Source organism: Micromonospora sp. NPDC047753, from assembly GCF_040642735.1.
In the GTDB taxonomy this organism is placed as follows: domain Bacteria; phylum Actinomycetota; class Actinomycetes; order Mycobacteriales; family Micromonosporaceae; genus Micromonospora.
In genome coordinates this window covers 1-15400 of record NZ_JBEYSL010000113.1, presented here as the reverse complement: position 1 = coordinate 15400, position 15400 = coordinate 1, and the positions used below count along the sequence as shown (strand labels likewise).

Here is a 15400-nt window from a genome sequence, read left to right as displayed (position 1 = left end):
CTTGAGGAGGAAGCCGGCGGCGCCGGCGCGGATGGCCTCGAAGAGGTACTCGTCGTCGTCGAAGGTGGTCAGCATGACCACCCGGACGTCGGCCAGCGTCGGGTCGGCGAGGATGCGGCGGGTGGCCTCGATACCGTCGCCGCCGGGCATCCGGACATCCATCAGGACGACGTCGGGCCGCTGCTCGCGGGCGACCGCCACACCGGCCCGGCCGTCGCCGGCTTCGCCGACAACGGTGATGTCCGGGGCGCGTTCCAGCAACGCGCGGAGTCCGGTGCGGACCAGGTGCTGGTCGTCGACGAGGACGACGCGTACGTCGGTCATGCGGCGACTCCGGCCAGCGGTAGGCGGACCGAGACCCGGAAACCGCCGTCAGCGGTTTCGCCGGCATCGAGGGTTCCGCCGAGCAGGGCAACCCGCTCCGACATACCGCGTAGCCCCTGACCCGTCTCAACCGCCGTGCCGCCGGTGGATCCCCGGCCGTCGTCGACGATCTCCACCGACAGCCGGGCCGGGGTCGCCCGGATCGTCACCGTGGCGCGGGTGGCGTGCGCGTGGCGCAGCACATTGGTCAGCGCCTCCTGCACGATGCGGTACACAGTGCTGCCGACCACCGTGGGCAGGGTGTCGACCGACCCGTCGAGACGCAGTTCGACCGGCATCCCACCGCGGCGGACGCCCTCAATCAGCGTACGCAACTGGGTGAAACCGGGGGCCGGCTCGCGTGGCCCGGGCTCGCGACGCAGCGTGCCCAACGTGGCACGCAGCTCGGCCATGGCGCTGCCGCTCACCGAGTGGATCGCGGCCAGCGCGGCCTCGGCCCGCTCGGGCTCGGCATCAGCAAGTGCCTCCCTCGCCACAGCCGACTGCAGGGTGACCACCGACATCGTGTGTCCGAGCGTGTCGTGCACCTCCCGGGCAATGCGCAGCCGCTCGGCCTCGACCTGCCGGGCTGCCTCCCGGCGGCGTTCCTCGGCCGCCGAGGCGGCCTGCCGGGCCAGCGTGACCCGTAGCGAACGCCGGTTGCGGACGGCGTCACCGAGAGCGATGACGGCGAGTATCAGGGCCGCCTCGGAGCCGAGACCAGCACCGATCACGACAGAGATGTCGTCTCCCTCGACGAGCCGGGCGGCCACCGAAACGGCCAGCAGGCTCCCGCCGACGGCGGCGGCCGGGACCACCCGGCCCCGCTGGGCCGCCACGTAGAGGATGGCGGCGGCCGGCGCGGCCACGCCGACCGGCGGCAACTCCAGCGCGTAGTAGCCGAGGATGCCGGCGGCTGTCGCCAGCAGCGCGAAGACGGTCCAACGCCGGGCTACCAGCAGCAGTACGGCCAGGCCGACCCCGAACCCGCCAGCCAGCGCCGCCCGGGAGGCCGGCGCGTCCTCGGTTGCGATCGCCGCCGCGACCAGGCCCAGGATGGCCACAGCGAGCAGCGCCTCGGTTCGGGTGGGTGAGGTGGCCTGCACGTCCGTGAGCCTAAGTCGGCGCGGGCCCGCGCCGCTGCCGTCCGCAGGCAACACCCCCACCCCCGCACGTACGTCGAGAAGCGATGCCAGCTCACGCGGCTGCGCGGCAGACGGCCCCGAATTGGCGACCTAGCGTCGGCGGCGACATCACAGATCGTGCCCGCAAGGGTTCGAAGACCAAGGAGAAGTACTGCTGTGTCCCGTATCAGGCTGACGTGGATCGTGCTTGTCGTGCTCGTCTGGGCCGCGATGATGTCCTTTGGTGGGGTCGCGGCTGAGACCGTGATGCTCTACCCGAACGTCTTCGGCGACGCACCAGCCTCGCTGGACCGGGCCCGTGAGTTCCTGGTCGCCGGAGGCCCGAGCGACTACTTCCCGCCGCTGGGCGCCTCGGTCGTGTTGATGAGCCTCGTCGCGACCGCCCTCACGTGGCGCAATCGGCGCCTGCGGTGGTACGTCGCCGCCGCCGCAGCGGTCTTCATCGCCTGCGAGTTCCTGTTCTCGGTGGTGTTCTTCTGGCCACGCAACGAGATCATGTTCGTCGACCCGGTCGGCACGCATTCCCCGGAGTACCTACGCCAGGTCGCCGAGGAGTTCGTCGCCGGCCACTGGGTGCGCCTCGCCGGCGGAGCGGTGACATCCGCGCTGGCATTCACCGCCCTGCTGCGCTTCGCCAGGGAAACCGCGCCGGTACGGGTCGAGCGATGAGCGCCGGGCGTCGCACGCTCGGGTTCTCGTGGCCTGCTTTGGTCGCGCTCGCCGTGTTGGCCGCACCACGCAACATCAACGCCACCTACGAAGCAGGGCCCGGCCGGGGCTGCCCTCAGAGGGCGGTGCCGCCCGAGGCGTCGATGACCTGACCGGTCACCCAGCGCCCTTCGTCGGAGGCGAGGAAGGCGATGATGCTGGCCACGTCGTCGGTCTCGCCGAGTCGGCCGAGGGCGACGCGGGCGGTCTGCTGGGCCGCGAGTTCCGGGTTGTCGACCAGGTATTGGCTGTTCCGGGTCATGACGATGCCGGGTGACACCGAGTTGACGGTGATCCCGCGGGGGCCCAGATCCAGCGCCATGTCGTAGCTGAACCAGTTCAACGCCGCCTTGCTGACGCCGTAGGCCAGCAGATCCGGGCTTCCGACTCTGGCCGCGGTGCTGGAGACGTTGATGATCCGGCCGCCGTCGCGCAGTCGCGGCAGCGCGAGCTTCGTGATGAAGAACGGTGCCTTCACGTTAACGGCGATCACCTGGTCGAACTCCTCCTCGGGGAGGTCGGCCAGCCGCGCGAAGCTTCCCTTGCCGGCGTTGTGGACGAGGATGTCGATCTTCCCGTCGGGCACGAACTCCCGGCCCGCCGTGTCGAAGGTCTCCCAGAAGCGGGCCGCGTCGCCGGGTGTGCCCAGCTCGGTGTGTACGGCGAAGGCACGTCCGCCGTCCTTTCGGATGCGCTCCACCGTGTCGCGGGCCGCCGCCTCGTCGTGGCCGTAGCCGACGGCGACCGTCGCCCCGTCACGGGCGAACCGCTCGACGGTCGCCCGGCCGATCCCGTGACTGCCGCCGGTGACGACGGCCACCTTGTTCCGCAATGCTCCTGACATGACCGCTCCTTTGTTGAATGATCGCTCAAGAGACCGTAGCTCGTTCTTGAGTGATCGACCAACAAGTCTCCGAGCCGCTGTTGAGCGATCGCTCTAGAATGGGGGACATGGGTACACCAGAGGTACGGCGAGGCCGGCCGCCGACCTTCGACCGGGCGGCGGCACTGGCGGCCGCCACCCGCCTGTTCTGGGAGAACGGGTACGAGGGGACCTCGATCAACGACCTGACCCGGGCGATGGGCATCCGGCCCGGCAGCCTCTATGCGGCGTTCGGGGACAAGAGGTCTCTGTTCAACGAGGTCATCGAGGCGTACGGCCGCTCCCCGGCAGGCGAGTTCATCTGGGCCGCCATGGCCAGGGAGCCGACGGCCTTCGACGCTTTCCGCCGCATCCTGCTCGACGCGGCGGCGATGTACACCGACCCCGAGACGCCGGCCGGAAACCTGCTCTGCAGCGCGGCCGCAGCCGACACCGATGTCGCCACCTACATGCGCGACCTGCGCAACGCCAGCGTCGGCACCTTCGAGAAGCGCCTGACAACCGCCCGGCAAGAGGGCGAACTCCCGGTGACAGCCAACCCCCGCAAGCTTGCCGCGTACTTCACGGCCGTCATGCACGGCATGTCCCAGCGCGCCCGGGATGGCGCCACGGCGGCGGAGCTCACCGATACCGCGGAACTGGCCATGGCCGTCTGGCCAGGGCACTGACCGCTGCGGATCTCCCTGGCTGCCGGCGAACCAGGACTCGTACGGGTGCGGGCCCGGTTGTGCAGGGGTGCGAAGGGTTGCCACGCCGACACAACGCGGGCACATCCTGCTCGAAGAAGGGAAGCTGCGGCGGGTTCGAAGCCGAACCGGCCCGAACCCGCCGCCCGACGTGCAGGCGTCGAGAGCAGCTAGCGACATGCGCTGCCAGGATGTGGGGGACGGCCGACGCCCTGTCTGGACCGCACCGGTCGCCCGTCCACTACGGCTGGGCTCGCACAAGCCCCACGGGGCAAGGCTCTTCACACCGCTGATACGGCAGCCGGCCGGGAATTGACGCCGCCGATACGCCAGGTTGCCGCCCGGGGGGTCTCTGCATCTAGAGGTGTTTCCGGCCTGACCTGGCGGGCGTTGTGCACCGATGGCCGTGGCCAGCGTGCCGAGCGACTGCCCGCCGTTGGCGCTCAAGCTGTAGTGGGCGCTACAGGATGCCCGGCAACTTTCACCCTGGATAGTCCCGGCGCGGGAGGTGGTCGTGGCTCGTGGCTGTCACAAAGCGGGGTGGAGCTTCGTCCAGTGCGTGTGGTGAGACCACGGTTGAAAGCCATGAGCCGGGCATGGGCCGGATCAACGGACGCCGCCAGATCCGAACAACCGCCTGCGCTACAGCCTGGTGCCCGCCCCAGGTCCACTCACGACCGACCGCACCGACCGAAGACGAGGATCATGATCAAGCTCCGTCATTACCGATGTCAGGACGCCTCGCTCAGGTCCAGCCGGAAGCTGGCCCTGAGCGCCGTACTCACCCTGGCAATGGTCGGGTGCGGGGGACCGCCGAACAAGGACTCCCCGCCGCCGCCCGCATCCAACACTCCGCCCGCCACCGCCACCGCCACCGCCACCGCCACCGCTACCGGCACGGCCCTTGCCGAAACCCGCAGCACCATGACCGAGAACCTGAAGGTCGAGGTCGTCGGCCTCAACCGCGTCAAGGGCAGGCACCTCATCGCTCAGGTTCGCCTGTCCAACACCGGCACGGAGAAGCGTCTGTCCTGGGCCGGCGAGATGGGCGACCACACGCGCCCGCTCGGCGAGATCAAGTGGGCCTCCGGCATCGGCATCCTCGATGCGCAGGCCCGCACCTGGCTCCTGCCGTACAAACCCGCCGGCTCGCCCTGCCTGTGCAGTGGCCGGGACCGCGACGGCCTCGGCCAGTTCATCGACCCCGGCCGGTCGATCACCGTCTACGCGGTGCTGCCCGCGCCGTCGGGCAACCCCGCGACGACCGTCGTCGTCACCCCAGTGGGCCCGCCGATGCTCGACGTGCCCATCAGCGACGAAGCTCCGTCCGGTGATTTTCCCGACCCCGATGGCGAGCCCGTCACCCCGGTCACCCGTCGCCTCATCCTCCCCTCCGAATCCCTGGACAAGTCGGAGGAGACCGCCGACGACGGCAAGGACCTGCAGGTCAACCTCTCCGCCGACGTGCTGTTCGCGGTGGACAAGGCCAGCCTCACCCCCAAAGCCAGGTCGGTCATGGCCCGCACGGCGAAGCTCATCGACGCCTCGCCCGCCACGGTGGTGACGGTGGCGGGCCACGCCGACTCATCCGGCACCGACGCCATCAACAACCCACTGTCGCTGCGTCGCGCCCAGGCAGTGCAACACGCCCTGTCGGCGCTGCTGACCAGAGACGGGGTCCGCTTTCAGACCGAGGGGTACGGCTCACGCCGCCCGCTCTACAGCAACGACAGCGACGAGGGTAAACGCCGCAATCGCCGCGTCACGGTGACCTTCCCCAAGCCTCAACCCGCTGCCCAGGCGCCGCCGGCCACGACCACGACCGGCGCGACCGACCTGACCGGCAGCACCAAGGCCGACGGTCAGCCCATCGCGATGGAGGTCACCGGCCTGCGCCGGCTACCCGGAGGCCTCGGCCTGCTCACCTACAAGATCACCAATGAGGGCTCGTCCGACGCCTGGTTCAGAGACCTACACCACGCTCAGGACTGGGAGGCGTACAAATACCAGGCCGCTACCAACGTCCGCGTGACCGACCTCGCGGACCGCCGCCAGTACCTGCCCGGCCGCCTTCAGGTCCCCACCGACGACGGTGTGGACTTCTACTGCGCATGCACAGCCGTCTCCGGCGTCCGCATCAGCACCGAGAAGTTCCCACCGGGCCAAACCCGCGAGTTCTGGAACCTCTTCGCCCTGCCCGACACCGCCGACACCCTCAACGTCAGGATCGGCCCGTTCGGCGACCTCCGGGTCCCCGTCCAGTAACGGCATCCCGCGCTGCCTGCGCTTTACAACCCATCAGGGCTGTCATCTTGTCGCAACGTCCCCTCCACGCTGACCGGCACCACTGCCGGTCTTCCCCTCAGCGCACGGGGCCGGGGTGGCGCAGGCGGTGCATCGTGCTGGGGCTGATCGCCTCCTCGAGGCCGATGGCGGTCCGACCGGTGAGTACCGCACCGATCGGGCCGCCACGTACAGACCCATCGGAGGGCCGGTCCGGCAGGACGTCCGGGTCTCACCACCGATCGCGGGTGCCGCTGCACCCCCCTTGTTACCTGTCGATCCAGCCGAGCTCAACTGCCTGCTCGCGCATGACGTCTTCCATCACGGGCAGCGTCAGGAACGAGACGGCATACAGAACAACGATGAGTCCGATCGGGACAATCCAAGCGCGAGGACGGGTTGCCCAGGTGCGAGGACGGATCTCCAACGGCCCGGCCCCATCCGTTCCAGCGTCGGCAGGGCGGGCCCGACGGAGCCGAGTCTTCGGAAGCCGGCGGTCGGCTGGCCTCAGCACCCACGACGCGATGGCGCACGTGCCGAACATCAGCGGCACCCACCACGACTTGAGGCCGTCACCGACCGCCAAATGCGACGCCACTGCACCCGACCACAGGAAGAAGGCACCCACGTACGCCCATTCCTTGAGCAGCGGGAGCCCGGGCGCGATGATCGCGACGGCCGCGCCGGCCTGCCACGCGCCGAGGATGTAGGCGAAGAAGTGCGGGTAACCCAGGTGGTGCAACTGCACTTCCACCCATTCGATCGTCAGCAGGTTCCACACCGATCCAGCAGCCAACTCGAAAACGATGACGAACGTCGCGGCCCAAAAGGCGATGGGGCGGATCCGGCTCCAGGTCCAACTGCTTCGTGTGACGGTGGCCGACCTCTCGTCGGTCGCTTCCTGGAACTCTCTGGTCGCTTCAGTTCGCATCTCAGTCACCTCGTCAAATCGGTTTGATGTGTCGGAAGTCGTCGGCGCGCAATGGAGCCGGCCCGGGGCCGGAAGCAGCTGCCCAGGCCGGCGGTTCAGTCGGTGCCGTCGGGACCGGGCCAGGGTTCCGGTCAGTTGCGATCGCCGGGACGGAGGGAACGGTCACGGTCTCACTGCGCTTTCGGCCCGCTGGGTGGGGTGATCGTCTCAGTGGTACGACAACACGGCGCCTCGGAATGTGAGGCGACGCGCGAACCTCACAATTCCGTGTGCTGTCTTGTCGAAACAAGTGAGGGCAGACGCGACCAAAGGGAGTCGGCCACACCATGACCAGACGAACCGAGCCAGGACATGCCCGACCCGATCCGAGCCTGACCGCGGTCATGAACGAACGGCGTCAGCTGATCAATCTCGCCTACCGGCTCCTCGGCTCCCTGGCCGACGCCGAAGATGCCGTCCAAGAGACCTATGCCCGCTGGTACGCCATGCCCCACCGACAGCAGGAGGAAATCCGATCCCCCGGCGCCTGGTTGACCAAGGTCGCCAGCCGCATCTGCCTCAACCTGCTCTCCTCGGCACGGGTTAGGCGGGAGACCTACGTGGGCGAATGGATCCCCGAGCCGCTACCCGAACCCGCAGAGTGGACCAGCGGACGGTCCGACGCCACCGCCATCGATCCGGCCGACCGCATAACCCTCGACGAATCGATCACCATGGCCTTCCTCGTCGTACTCGAATCGATGACCCCGGCCGAGCGCGTCGCGTTCATCCTGCACGACGTCTTCCGCTACTCCTTCGCGGAAGTCGGCGACGTCGTCGGCCGTACCCCGGCGGCATGCCGCCAGCTGGCCTCCTCGGCCCGCCGACGCGTTCGCGCGGCACAGAACCGCGCGACCTCGACAGCCCCACGCGCCGACATCGTCAGGAATTTCAAACAGGCATGGGAAGCCAAGGACATCAACGCCCTCATCGGTCTCCTCGACCCCAACGCCACGGCGATCGCCGACGGCGGCGGCATTGTCGGCGCCGTGCTCCACCCGATCGAAGGCGCCGAGCAGATCGGCCGCTCCCTGATCCACCTTGAGGGCAGACTTCGGAACCTGACGATTCTGGAGCGTACGGTCAACGGCCAACCCGGCCTGATCGCCCAGCAGGACGGCGTCACCGTATCGGTGTACGCCTTCGACGTCGTAGGCGACCGAATCAAGCGCATCTGGGCGGTGCGACACCCCGACAAGCTCCGGCCGTGGACGGTGGACCGCCTGTAAGGGCTCCCCGCTTCGGCGGCTCTCATCGTCGCCTACCGCAATGTCAACGGCGCGCTGCTGTTCACCGACGGCGACACCCCCTCACCGGCGTCGTCCTGGACGTCATTCCGACCTGCGGTCAGGTGTACGGGATCGATGCCGTCAGGAATCCCTACAAGCGATCTCACGTCGACTGAATACTGAGGAATCCCCATGTTGCGGAAAGTAATGACCTTGCCCAGCGGCAGGATAGCGAAATGGGCAGTCGTGGCCGTGTGGATCGCCCTGATGGTGCCGGCCTTCCTGCTGGCCGGCAACCTGGGCGATGTTGAGAAGAACGACAGTTCAGCCTGGCTGCCCAGCAACGCGGAGGCGACCAGGGTCCTCGACCAGGCAAAGAAGTTCCAGCCCGCCGAGACCCTGCCCGCGATCGTGATCTATGACCGGCCCGAGGGCGTCACCTCTGCGGACATGGCCAAGGCCCAAGCTGACGCCGAGGCCTTCCAGGGCATCGAGAAGGTCGTGGGGCAGCCACAGGAGCCGTCGAAGTCCCAGGATGGCAAGGCCATCCTGACCGTGGTGCAGGTTGACGACGGTAATGAGGGCTGGGACGGGGCCCACACGGTGGTCGGCGAAATGACCGCTGTAGGGCAACAGGGCGCCAACGGTCTCGGGTTCCACGTCACCGGGCCGGCCGGCTACGCATCCGACTCGGTAACGGCCTTCAGCGGAGGAGGCGCCCTGGGGATGATCACGGCGTTGGTAGTGGTGGTCATCCTGCTGTTCACCTACCGCAGTCCACTGCTGCCACTGCTGCCGCTCCTGACCGCGGGCGGCGCCCTGGTCACGGCGGAAGCGGTGATCTACCTGCTGGCAAAGAACGCCGGACTCGTCGTCAACACGCAGACCAGCCTCGTCCTGACCGTACTGGTGTTCGGCGCCGCCACCGACTACGCGCTACTACTCATCTCCCGGTACCGGGAAGAGTTGCGGCGACACGAGGACCGGCACGAGGCGATGGCGGAAGCTCTGTACCGTTCCAGCCCCGCGATCATCGCCAGCGCCGCGACCGTCGCTGTCAGCCTGCTGGTGCTGCTGATGGCCACTCTCAACTCCACAAAAGGCCTCGGCCCGGCTTGCGCCATCGGTATCGTCGTCGGGCTGCTTGCCATGCTCACCCTCATGCCGGCCCTCCTGGTCATCTGTGGCCGCTGGGTATTCTGGCCGGTAAGGCCGTCGTACGGCTCGGTCGGGACGGCCAAGGACAGCATCTGGACGCGGATTGGCACCGCCATCTCCAGCCGGCCGCGGATCGTATGGGTTGTCACCGCGCTCGTGCTCGGTGTCATGGCGACCGGGATGACGGAGCTCAAGGCCGATGGGATCCCGAGCAAGGGCCAGTTCATCAGCGAGCCGCAGGCGGTCGTCGGCGAGGAGATCCAGTCCAGGCACTTTCCGGCCGGGTCGGGTGACCCCATTTATGTCGTGGCCAAGGCCGCCTCGGCGGAGCAGGTCAGGACCGTGCTGTCAGGCATTCCAGGAATCGCCGGCGTCGCGGTACCTGTGGTCAAGGATGGTGACGTCTTCGTTCTCGGGACGCTCAGCGACGCGCCCGGCAGCAAGGCTGCGATGCGCACCGTCGAGCAGGCCAGAACCGCGGTCCACCAGATCGATGGTGCGGATGCGCGGCTCGGCGGCAGCACGGCGATCGCACTCGACACACAACAGTCGGCCGCCCGCGACGCCAAGGTGATCATCCCCGTCGTGCTGATCGTTGTCTTCCTCATCCTCGCGCTGCTGCTGCGGGCGATCGTCGCGCCGCTGCTGCTTATGGCAACGGTGGTGCTGTCGCTTGGAGCGGCCCTCGGCGTGAGCGCGCTGGTGTTCAACCACGTGTTCGACTTCGCCGGGGCGGACGCGAACTTCCCACTCCTGGTGTTCGTGTTCCTGGTCGCCCTAGGCATCGACTACAACATCTTCCTGGTCAGCCGGGTACGGGAAGAGGCACAGCTGCACGGCACCCGACAGGGCGCGCGGGCCGGACTGTCCGCCACCGGCGGTGTGATCACCTCCGCCGGTCTGGTCCTGGCCGGTACCTTCGCGGCGCTGGGATCGCTGCCGTTGGTCTTCGCGGCGCAGCTGGGGTTCGCAGTGGCGTTTGGCGTGCTGCTGGACACCATGATCGTCCGCTCGGTCCTGGTCACCGCGCTGACTCTGGACGTGGGTCGATGGATGTGGTGGCCCAGCAAGCTGTCCACGCACCGCGACCCCCTTCCGGTGTCGCATGGTCGCCCGCCCCTGCGGCGGCGTTCCGCTGGCATTCGCAAGATGGATGAGGATATCTGACACAAGGTGTCAGGATTTGGATTGAGGATGGGGTTCATCGGGCCGGCGTCGACGGCCCGCGTGGACCGACACCCGTGGACGTCAGATAGATGAGGAACTCCGTGCGCGAAACTCCAGAAGAGCTCGAAGAGCTGCAGGCCCTCCTTGACGACTCCCTCTCCCGCTCCGCCGCGCACCTCCGCTCGATCATCAACACCGAGCGCACCCTGACCGCGCAGCAGCTCACCCAGGTCCTCACCGGCATGTGCACTCTCGCCCTGTCCACCGTGACGGCGAAAGGTGAGCCCCGGATCAGCGGTGTGGATGGGCACTTCCTGCACGGAATGTGGCACTTCGGCACGGCGCGCGGCGCAGCCAAGGCTCGCCACCTCGCGGCGCGGTCCGCCGTCAGCGCCGCACACATGCGTGGTGAGGACCTGGGCGTGTTCACGCATGGCAAGGTGGAGACCCTCAACCCTCGGGACAGTGAGCCGGCCGCGGACTGGCCGGAAGTATTGGCGTACCTCAAGGACTTCTACGGCGAAGACTTCTTCGACTGGGACAACGACGTCGTCTACTACCGGCTGCGTCCGCACTGGATGACCGTCTTCGCCCCCGACAGCGCGAAGCTCACTGCGGAATCCGACATCTGATCCGCAGTACGGCCGCACCGGGGCCGGGCGACGGCTGACAGATCTGGTGCGGCGAACGCTCAGCGCCACCGATGACGGCCTGCCGGGTAGCGGCGTGCTCGATGTGTTCGGCACGGGTGGGTTGGCCGCTGCGCCCAGGCCATGCCGCGTTGCGAGAGGGTGAAAAAGGTTGACTGCATTCGTACGGGACGTCGCGGGTATCGGACGCGAGACCATTGACGTGGTGGGGGCTCGTACCAACAATTTGCGGGACGTGTCAGTGAGTATCCCCAAGGGGCGGCTCGTCGCCTTCACCGGCGTGAGTGGCAGCGGCAAGACTTCGCTGGCCATCGACACTCTGCACAACGAAGCCCAGCTGCGGTATCTGGAAGGGCTTTCGCCGTTCGTACGGCAGTACATTACCCAACGTAATCGGCCGAAGGTCGACCGTATCCTGGGCCTCGGCGCGACGCTCGCGGTCGACCAGCGCCGGCTGAACCGCAACCCCCGCTCCACTGTTGCGACGATCACCGGCATCGACGGGCACCTGGGGCTGCTGTACTCGCGTCTTCCGGGGATTGGCACGGATCCGGTGGTGGACGGGCATCTGACGACCGCTCACTTCGACCGCGATACACCGGAAGGGAGTTGTGCGGACTGCCACGGAGTAGGGGGGCGCTGGCAGGCGGAGGAGGACCTGGTCATCACCCACCCGGAGCGTCCGCTCTTCGAGGGCGCCTCGCCCTGGTACGCGAAATGGCGATCAGGGGAGCACGCGTTCGTACCGGCGCTTGCCGAGAAGCGGGGCGTGGACCTCGGCCGGTCGTGGCAGTCGCTGCCTGAGGAGTTCCGTCACTGCGTGCTCTACGGCACGGGTGACGAGAAGATCGAGGCCACCGTCGAGATGACGAACAAGAATGAGACGGCCATGGTGACCTACACCTCGAGCCAGCCGCTGCGGGGCGCGCTCGCCGAGGTGGAGCGGGTGTTCGTGAACGCCCAGACGTCCAGCGCCAAGGAGCGCTACCTGCCGTACATGCGCAAGCAGCCCTGCTGCACCTGTGACGGCAGCGGGTACGACCAGGTGGCGCGGTTGGTGCGGTTCGGCGGGCTGACGTACCCCGGCCTGCTCGAGGTGGAAGTACGGGAGGTGCGCCGCTGGGCGAAGCGCGTGGCGGACGAACTGGGCGCCCGGCAGCGGGAGGTGGGTGAGCCGCTGCTGCAGGACCTCGGTCGCAGGCTCGGAATCCTCGACCGGCTTGGCCTGGCCCATCTCCAGCTGTCCCGGAGCGCGGCGTCGCTGTCCGCGGGTGAGTTGCAGCGGACCCGGCTCGCCGCACAGCTCAGCACCGAACTGAGCGGCATCATCTTCGTCCTCGACGAGCCCGGGACCGGGCTGCATCCGGCGGACAAGGCGCACCTGCTCGACATTGCCCTGGACCTGCGTGGGGCTGGCAACACGGTGCTCCTCGTCGAGCACGACCCTGAGCTGATCGCCCGAGCCGACTGGGTGATCGACATGGGGCCCGGCGCGGGCCGTTTCGGCGGTGAGGTCCTCGTGTCGGGGCCTCCCGCCGACGTGGCCGCCCACCCGACGTCGATGACGGGGCGCTATCTGGCCGGTAAGGGGCCACGGCTGCGCCGGGCCCGCCGGCCGGTCGGGGACGACATTGGCTGGGTGGAGCTGCACGGCCTGCGCGCGCACAACGTGACTGCGGACCTGGTGAGTCTCCCGGCCAATCGGCTCACCTGTCTGACCGGGGTGAGCGGCAGCGGCAGCGGCAAGAGCAGCCTGCTCGGTGCGCTCGGGTCGGGTGTGCAGGCCGCTCTGAACGGGACGGTGACAGACACGGTGCGTGAGGTCACTGGCGTCGAGGAGTTCAGTTGGGTCGCCGTCGTCGATCAGGAACCGCTTGGGCGAACTCCGCGGTCTAACCCGGCGACGTACAGCAAAGCGTTCGACATCGTCCGCAAGCTGTTCGCCGAAACCGAGACCGCGCGCGAGCGCGGGGTCAACGCCTCCTGGTTCAGCTTCAACGCCCCGGGCGGCGGTCGCTGCGAGACCTGCACCGGTTATGGTCGCAAACTGGTCGACATGCACTTTCTGCCGGATGTGTGGGTGGTCTGCGACGCGTGCGAGGGTCGGCGCTACCAGCCCGAGGCTTTGGACATCAGGTACAACGGGCTGGTCATCGACGAGGTGCTCGACCTGACTGTCGCCGAGGCCGTGCAGCGGTTCTCCGAGCCCCGGCAGCTCGCCGAGACCCTGGGGGCACTGGACCGGGTCGGGCTCGGCTATCTCCAACTCGGGCAAAGCGCCACAGAGTTGTCCGGCGGTGAGGCGCAGCGGCTGAAGCTGGCCTCCGCGATCCAGCGCGGTGAGGCGAGCCGCAAGGCCGGTCTCGTCATTCTCGACGAGCCGGTCTCTGGCTTGCACCCATCTGACATCCAGCGGGTGGTGGACGCACTCGATGTGTTGCTGGACTCGGGCAACACCGTCGTCATGGCCGAACATGACATCCCCGCCGCCGCGTCGGCGGACTGGGTGATCGACCTCGGGCCGGGAGCCGGTCCGAGCGGGGGCGCTGTGGTCGCCGAGGGCACCCCGGGCGACGTCGCGACGGCGGACACTCCGACCGCAGGCTTTTTCCGGCGGTACGCGGCGGGCCTGCCGCTCCTGGCGGTGCGGGACGGCGCGCGCTGCTGAGGAGTCGGGACGCGCGCGCGATGACCCAACCCCCGCGTCGTCGTCGCGTGTTCGATCATGCGGCCTGGGCCGTGAAGGCCAACGCCGCCGAGCAGATGACCAACATTGCCGTCGCGTTCAGGAACAGGTTGCGGCCGAAATCGCGGGCGAGGACATGCGCCGAGACCGCCACCACGAAGTAGCAGACCAGCGCCGCACACACGAGCACCGCCAACGGCGGAACCCAGATCCCGACGACAAGCCCAGCCGCTGCGGCAGCCTTGAGCGGAGGAAGAAACTTCCAGAAGCGTGCAGGGAACCGGACGTCGATCAGACACTGCCGAATGAAGGCGACCGGCTTTGCGCATAACACCGCGTCGCAGAGCTGGATCACTGCCAACAGAGCCAGCGGCCACCAGGGTTGCACCATCTCGAAGGACTCCTCAAGTTGTCAGGTCACGACCAGCCACAGTGGACGTCTGGGTGGGCTGCGCGCCTGCGCCAAGGACGTGCTTGGCCACCGCGTCGGCGCTGGGGGTGTGCGCGCGCCAGTGGAGGTAGCCGTCCGGGCGAATGAGCAACGCTGTGCCGGGCTTTGCTCGGTAGGCCCGACGAAACGTCCCGTCGCGGTCGATGACCACCCGGCCGGAGAACGACGTCGACGGCGCGGGCGTGATCAAGCAGGTGCGCACCTGGTCGGGAAGAGCATCACAGTCGAGGCGGCTGGCGGACGCGTCGCCGACCAGGAGCAGTGTCCATCGTGGCCCGCGGAGCAGGTCGAACAGCCGCACCGGCCGCCTGGTTGCCGCATCGAGGAGGTGGGCATCGGGGGCCCGATCCCCGGGTCGGACGCGGCCGCCGGACAGCTCGTCGTCTGCCAGGGGCCCGTCGCGATAGCCGATGTCGATCTGGGACACGCGAGCGGTGAGCCTGCGGTTGATCGAGGGCCGGCTGAGGATCGGCAGGAGCAGTCGTTGCACGGCGAACCGGACGAGTGGGTTGCGGTTGGTGACCACGTCGAGGATGTTGGTGCTTTGCGCCAACGCACGACGGGCGACGGGCAGGCGTTCGGCCGGGTAGGTGTCGAGCAGGGTGTCGTCGTGGCCGTTGAGGCAGGCGGCAAGCTTCCATCCCAGGTTGTACGCGTCCTGGATGCCGGTGTTCATTCCCTGCCCTCCGGTGGGCGGGTGAACGTGCGCGGCGTCGCCGGCGAGCAGGACTCGGCCGCGGCGGTAGTCCTCGACCATGCGGACGTTGACCCGGAAGTTCGACAACCAGGTCGCGTCGGACAGGCGGACCTGCGGGTGGCCGGTGCGTTCGTCCCACAGCCGCTGAAGAGCCTCCAGGGTGGGCTCGAGGTCGTCGTCGGCGGTGATGCTCGCGCCGATCTGCCACTGGCCGGTCCCGGGCAGGCCAGCCAGACCGAGGAACGACCCGTCCGTGCCGAACCATGCGTGTGAGCGAACGGCTCCGTCGACTTCGGGGTGCCAACCGGGAACGGTGATGTCACC

The 15400-nt window shown here is 68.4% G+C and carries 13 protein-coding genes; 7 read left to right on the top strand and 6 right to left on the bottom strand.

Annotated features, from left to right (window positions below; genetic code table 11):
* Nucleotides 1–324: response regulator transcription factor (locus ABZ749_RS12685; protein ID WP_357226897.1), on the bottom strand; the 324-nt coding region annotated here is incomplete at its 3' end.
* Nucleotides 321–1469 carry a sensor histidine kinase gene (locus ABZ749_RS12680; RefSeq protein WP_357226894.1) on the bottom strand — a complete coding sequence of 383 codons (1149 nt, stop codon included), beginning with the start codon at nucleotides 1467–1469 and terminating at the stop codon, nucleotides 321–323. The genes ABZ749_RS12680 and ABZ749_RS12685, both read right to left, overlap by 4 nt.
* A gap of 195 nt (nucleotides 1470–1664) precedes the next feature.
* Here ABZ749_RS12680 and ABZ749_RS12675 point away from each other — a divergent pair, with 195 nt between their 5' ends.
* Entirely contained in the window at nucleotides 1665–2177 is a 513-nt protein-coding gene (locus ABZ749_RS12675) for a DUF1772 domain-containing protein (protein ID WP_357226891.1), read from the top strand.
* 115 nt (nucleotides 2178–2292) lie between these two features.
* On the opposite strand, the gene ABZ749_RS12670 is transcribed toward ABZ749_RS12675, so the two are convergent.
* Nucleotides 2293–3060 carry an SDR family oxidoreductase gene (locus ABZ749_RS12670; protein ID WP_357226889.1) on the bottom strand — a complete coding sequence of 256 codons (768 nt, stop codon included), beginning with the start codon at nucleotides 3058–3060 and terminating at the stop codon, nucleotides 2293–2295.
* 107 nt (nucleotides 3061–3167) lie between these two features.
* Between ABZ749_RS12670 and ABZ749_RS12665 the strand changes: the two genes are divergently transcribed.
* Both ABZ749_RS12665 and ABZ749_RS12660 read left to right on the top strand, forming a co-directional pair.
* Nucleotides 3168–3767, top strand: coding sequence for a TetR/AcrR family transcriptional regulator (locus ABZ749_RS12665; protein ID WP_357226886.1), 600 nt, complete (start codon nucleotides 3168–3170; stop codon nucleotides 3765–3767).
* A 723-nt stretch (nucleotides 3768–4490) separates the two neighbouring features.
* Nucleotides 4491–6050: an OmpA family protein gene (locus tag ABZ749_RS12660; RefSeq protein WP_357226883.1), complete on the top strand. Its 1560-nt coding sequence runs from the start codon at nucleotides 4491–4493 to the stop codon at nucleotides 6048–6050.
* A 286-nt stretch (nucleotides 6051–6336) separates the two neighbouring features.
* Here the strand turns inward: ABZ749_RS12660 and ABZ749_RS12655 are convergent, their stop codons facing one another.
* Entirely contained in the window at nucleotides 6337–6999 is a 663-nt protein-coding gene (locus tag ABZ749_RS12655) for a DoxX family protein (protein WP_357226881.1), read from the bottom strand.
* Nucleotides 7000–7325: 326 nt separating this feature from the next.
* On the opposite strand from ABZ749_RS12655, the gene sigJ reads away from it, so the two are divergent.
* From sigJ to ABZ749_RS12635, 4 genes are all read left to right on the top strand, one after another.
* A complete protein-coding gene (sigJ, locus tag ABZ749_RS12650) occupies nucleotides 7326–8267 on the top strand; it encodes an RNA polymerase sigma factor SigJ (RefSeq protein ID WP_357226878.1) in 942 nt (313 codons plus the stop codon).
* A gap of 246 nt (nucleotides 8268–8513) precedes the next feature.
* Nucleotides 8514–10592, top strand: coding sequence for an MMPL family transporter (locus tag ABZ749_RS12645; RefSeq protein WP_357226875.1), 2079 nt, complete (start codon nucleotides 8514–8516; stop codon nucleotides 10590–10592).
* 101 nt (nucleotides 10593–10693) lie between these two features.
* Complete coding sequence (locus ABZ749_RS12640) at nucleotides 10694–11224, top strand: pyridoxamine 5'-phosphate oxidase family protein (RefSeq protein ID WP_357226872.1); 531 nt, start codon at nucleotides 10694–10696, stop codon at nucleotides 11222–11224.
* Between the two features lie 253 nt (nucleotides 11225–11477).
* The gene (locus ABZ749_RS12635; RefSeq protein ID WP_357226869.1) at nucleotides 11478–13910 is read left to right on the top strand and encodes an ATP-binding cassette domain-containing protein; all 2433 of its coding nucleotides are present in this window, start codon (nucleotides 11478–11480) and stop codon (nucleotides 13908–13910) included.
* Between the two features lie 55 nt (nucleotides 13911–13965).
* On the opposite strand, the gene ABZ749_RS12630 is transcribed toward ABZ749_RS12635, so the two are convergent.
* Both ABZ749_RS12630 and ABZ749_RS12625 read right to left on the bottom strand, forming a co-directional pair.
* Nucleotides 13966–14319: a DoxX family protein gene (locus ABZ749_RS12630; protein WP_357226866.1), complete on the bottom strand. Its 354-nt coding sequence runs from the start codon at nucleotides 14317–14319 to the stop codon at nucleotides 13966–13968.
* Between the two features lie 13 nt (nucleotides 14320–14332).
* Nucleotides 14333–15400 (bottom strand): FAD-dependent monooxygenase (locus tag ABZ749_RS12625; RefSeq protein WP_357226864.1); only part of this gene is annotated, 1068 nt, incomplete at its 5' end.

Bases quoted from the DNA above. Each gene is read 5' to 3' on its own strand.
- ABZ749_RS12670 (WP_357226889.1), bottom strand. From the start codon at position 3,060: ATGTCAGGAGCATTGCGGAACAAGGTGGCCGTCGTCACCGGCGGCAGT.
- ABZ749_RS12665 (WP_357226886.1), top strand. From the start codon at position 3,168: ATGGGTACACCAGAGGTACGGCGAGGCCGGCCGCCGACCTTCGACCGG.
- ABZ749_RS12660 (WP_357226883.1), top strand. From the start codon at position 4,491: ATGATCAAGCTCCGTCATTACCGATGTCAGGACGCCTCGCTCAGGTCC.
- ABZ749_RS12655 (WP_357226881.1), bottom strand. From the start codon at position 6,999: ATGCGAACTGAAGCGACCAGAGAGTTCCAGGAAGCGACCGACGAGAGG.
- sigJ (WP_357226878.1), top strand. From the start codon at position 7,326: ATGACCAGACGAACCGAGCCAGGACATGCCCGACCCGATCCGAGCCTG.
- ABZ749_RS12630 (WP_357226866.1), bottom strand. From the start codon at position 14,319: ATGGTGCAACCCTGGTGGCCGCTGGCTCTGTTGGCAGTGATCCAGCTC.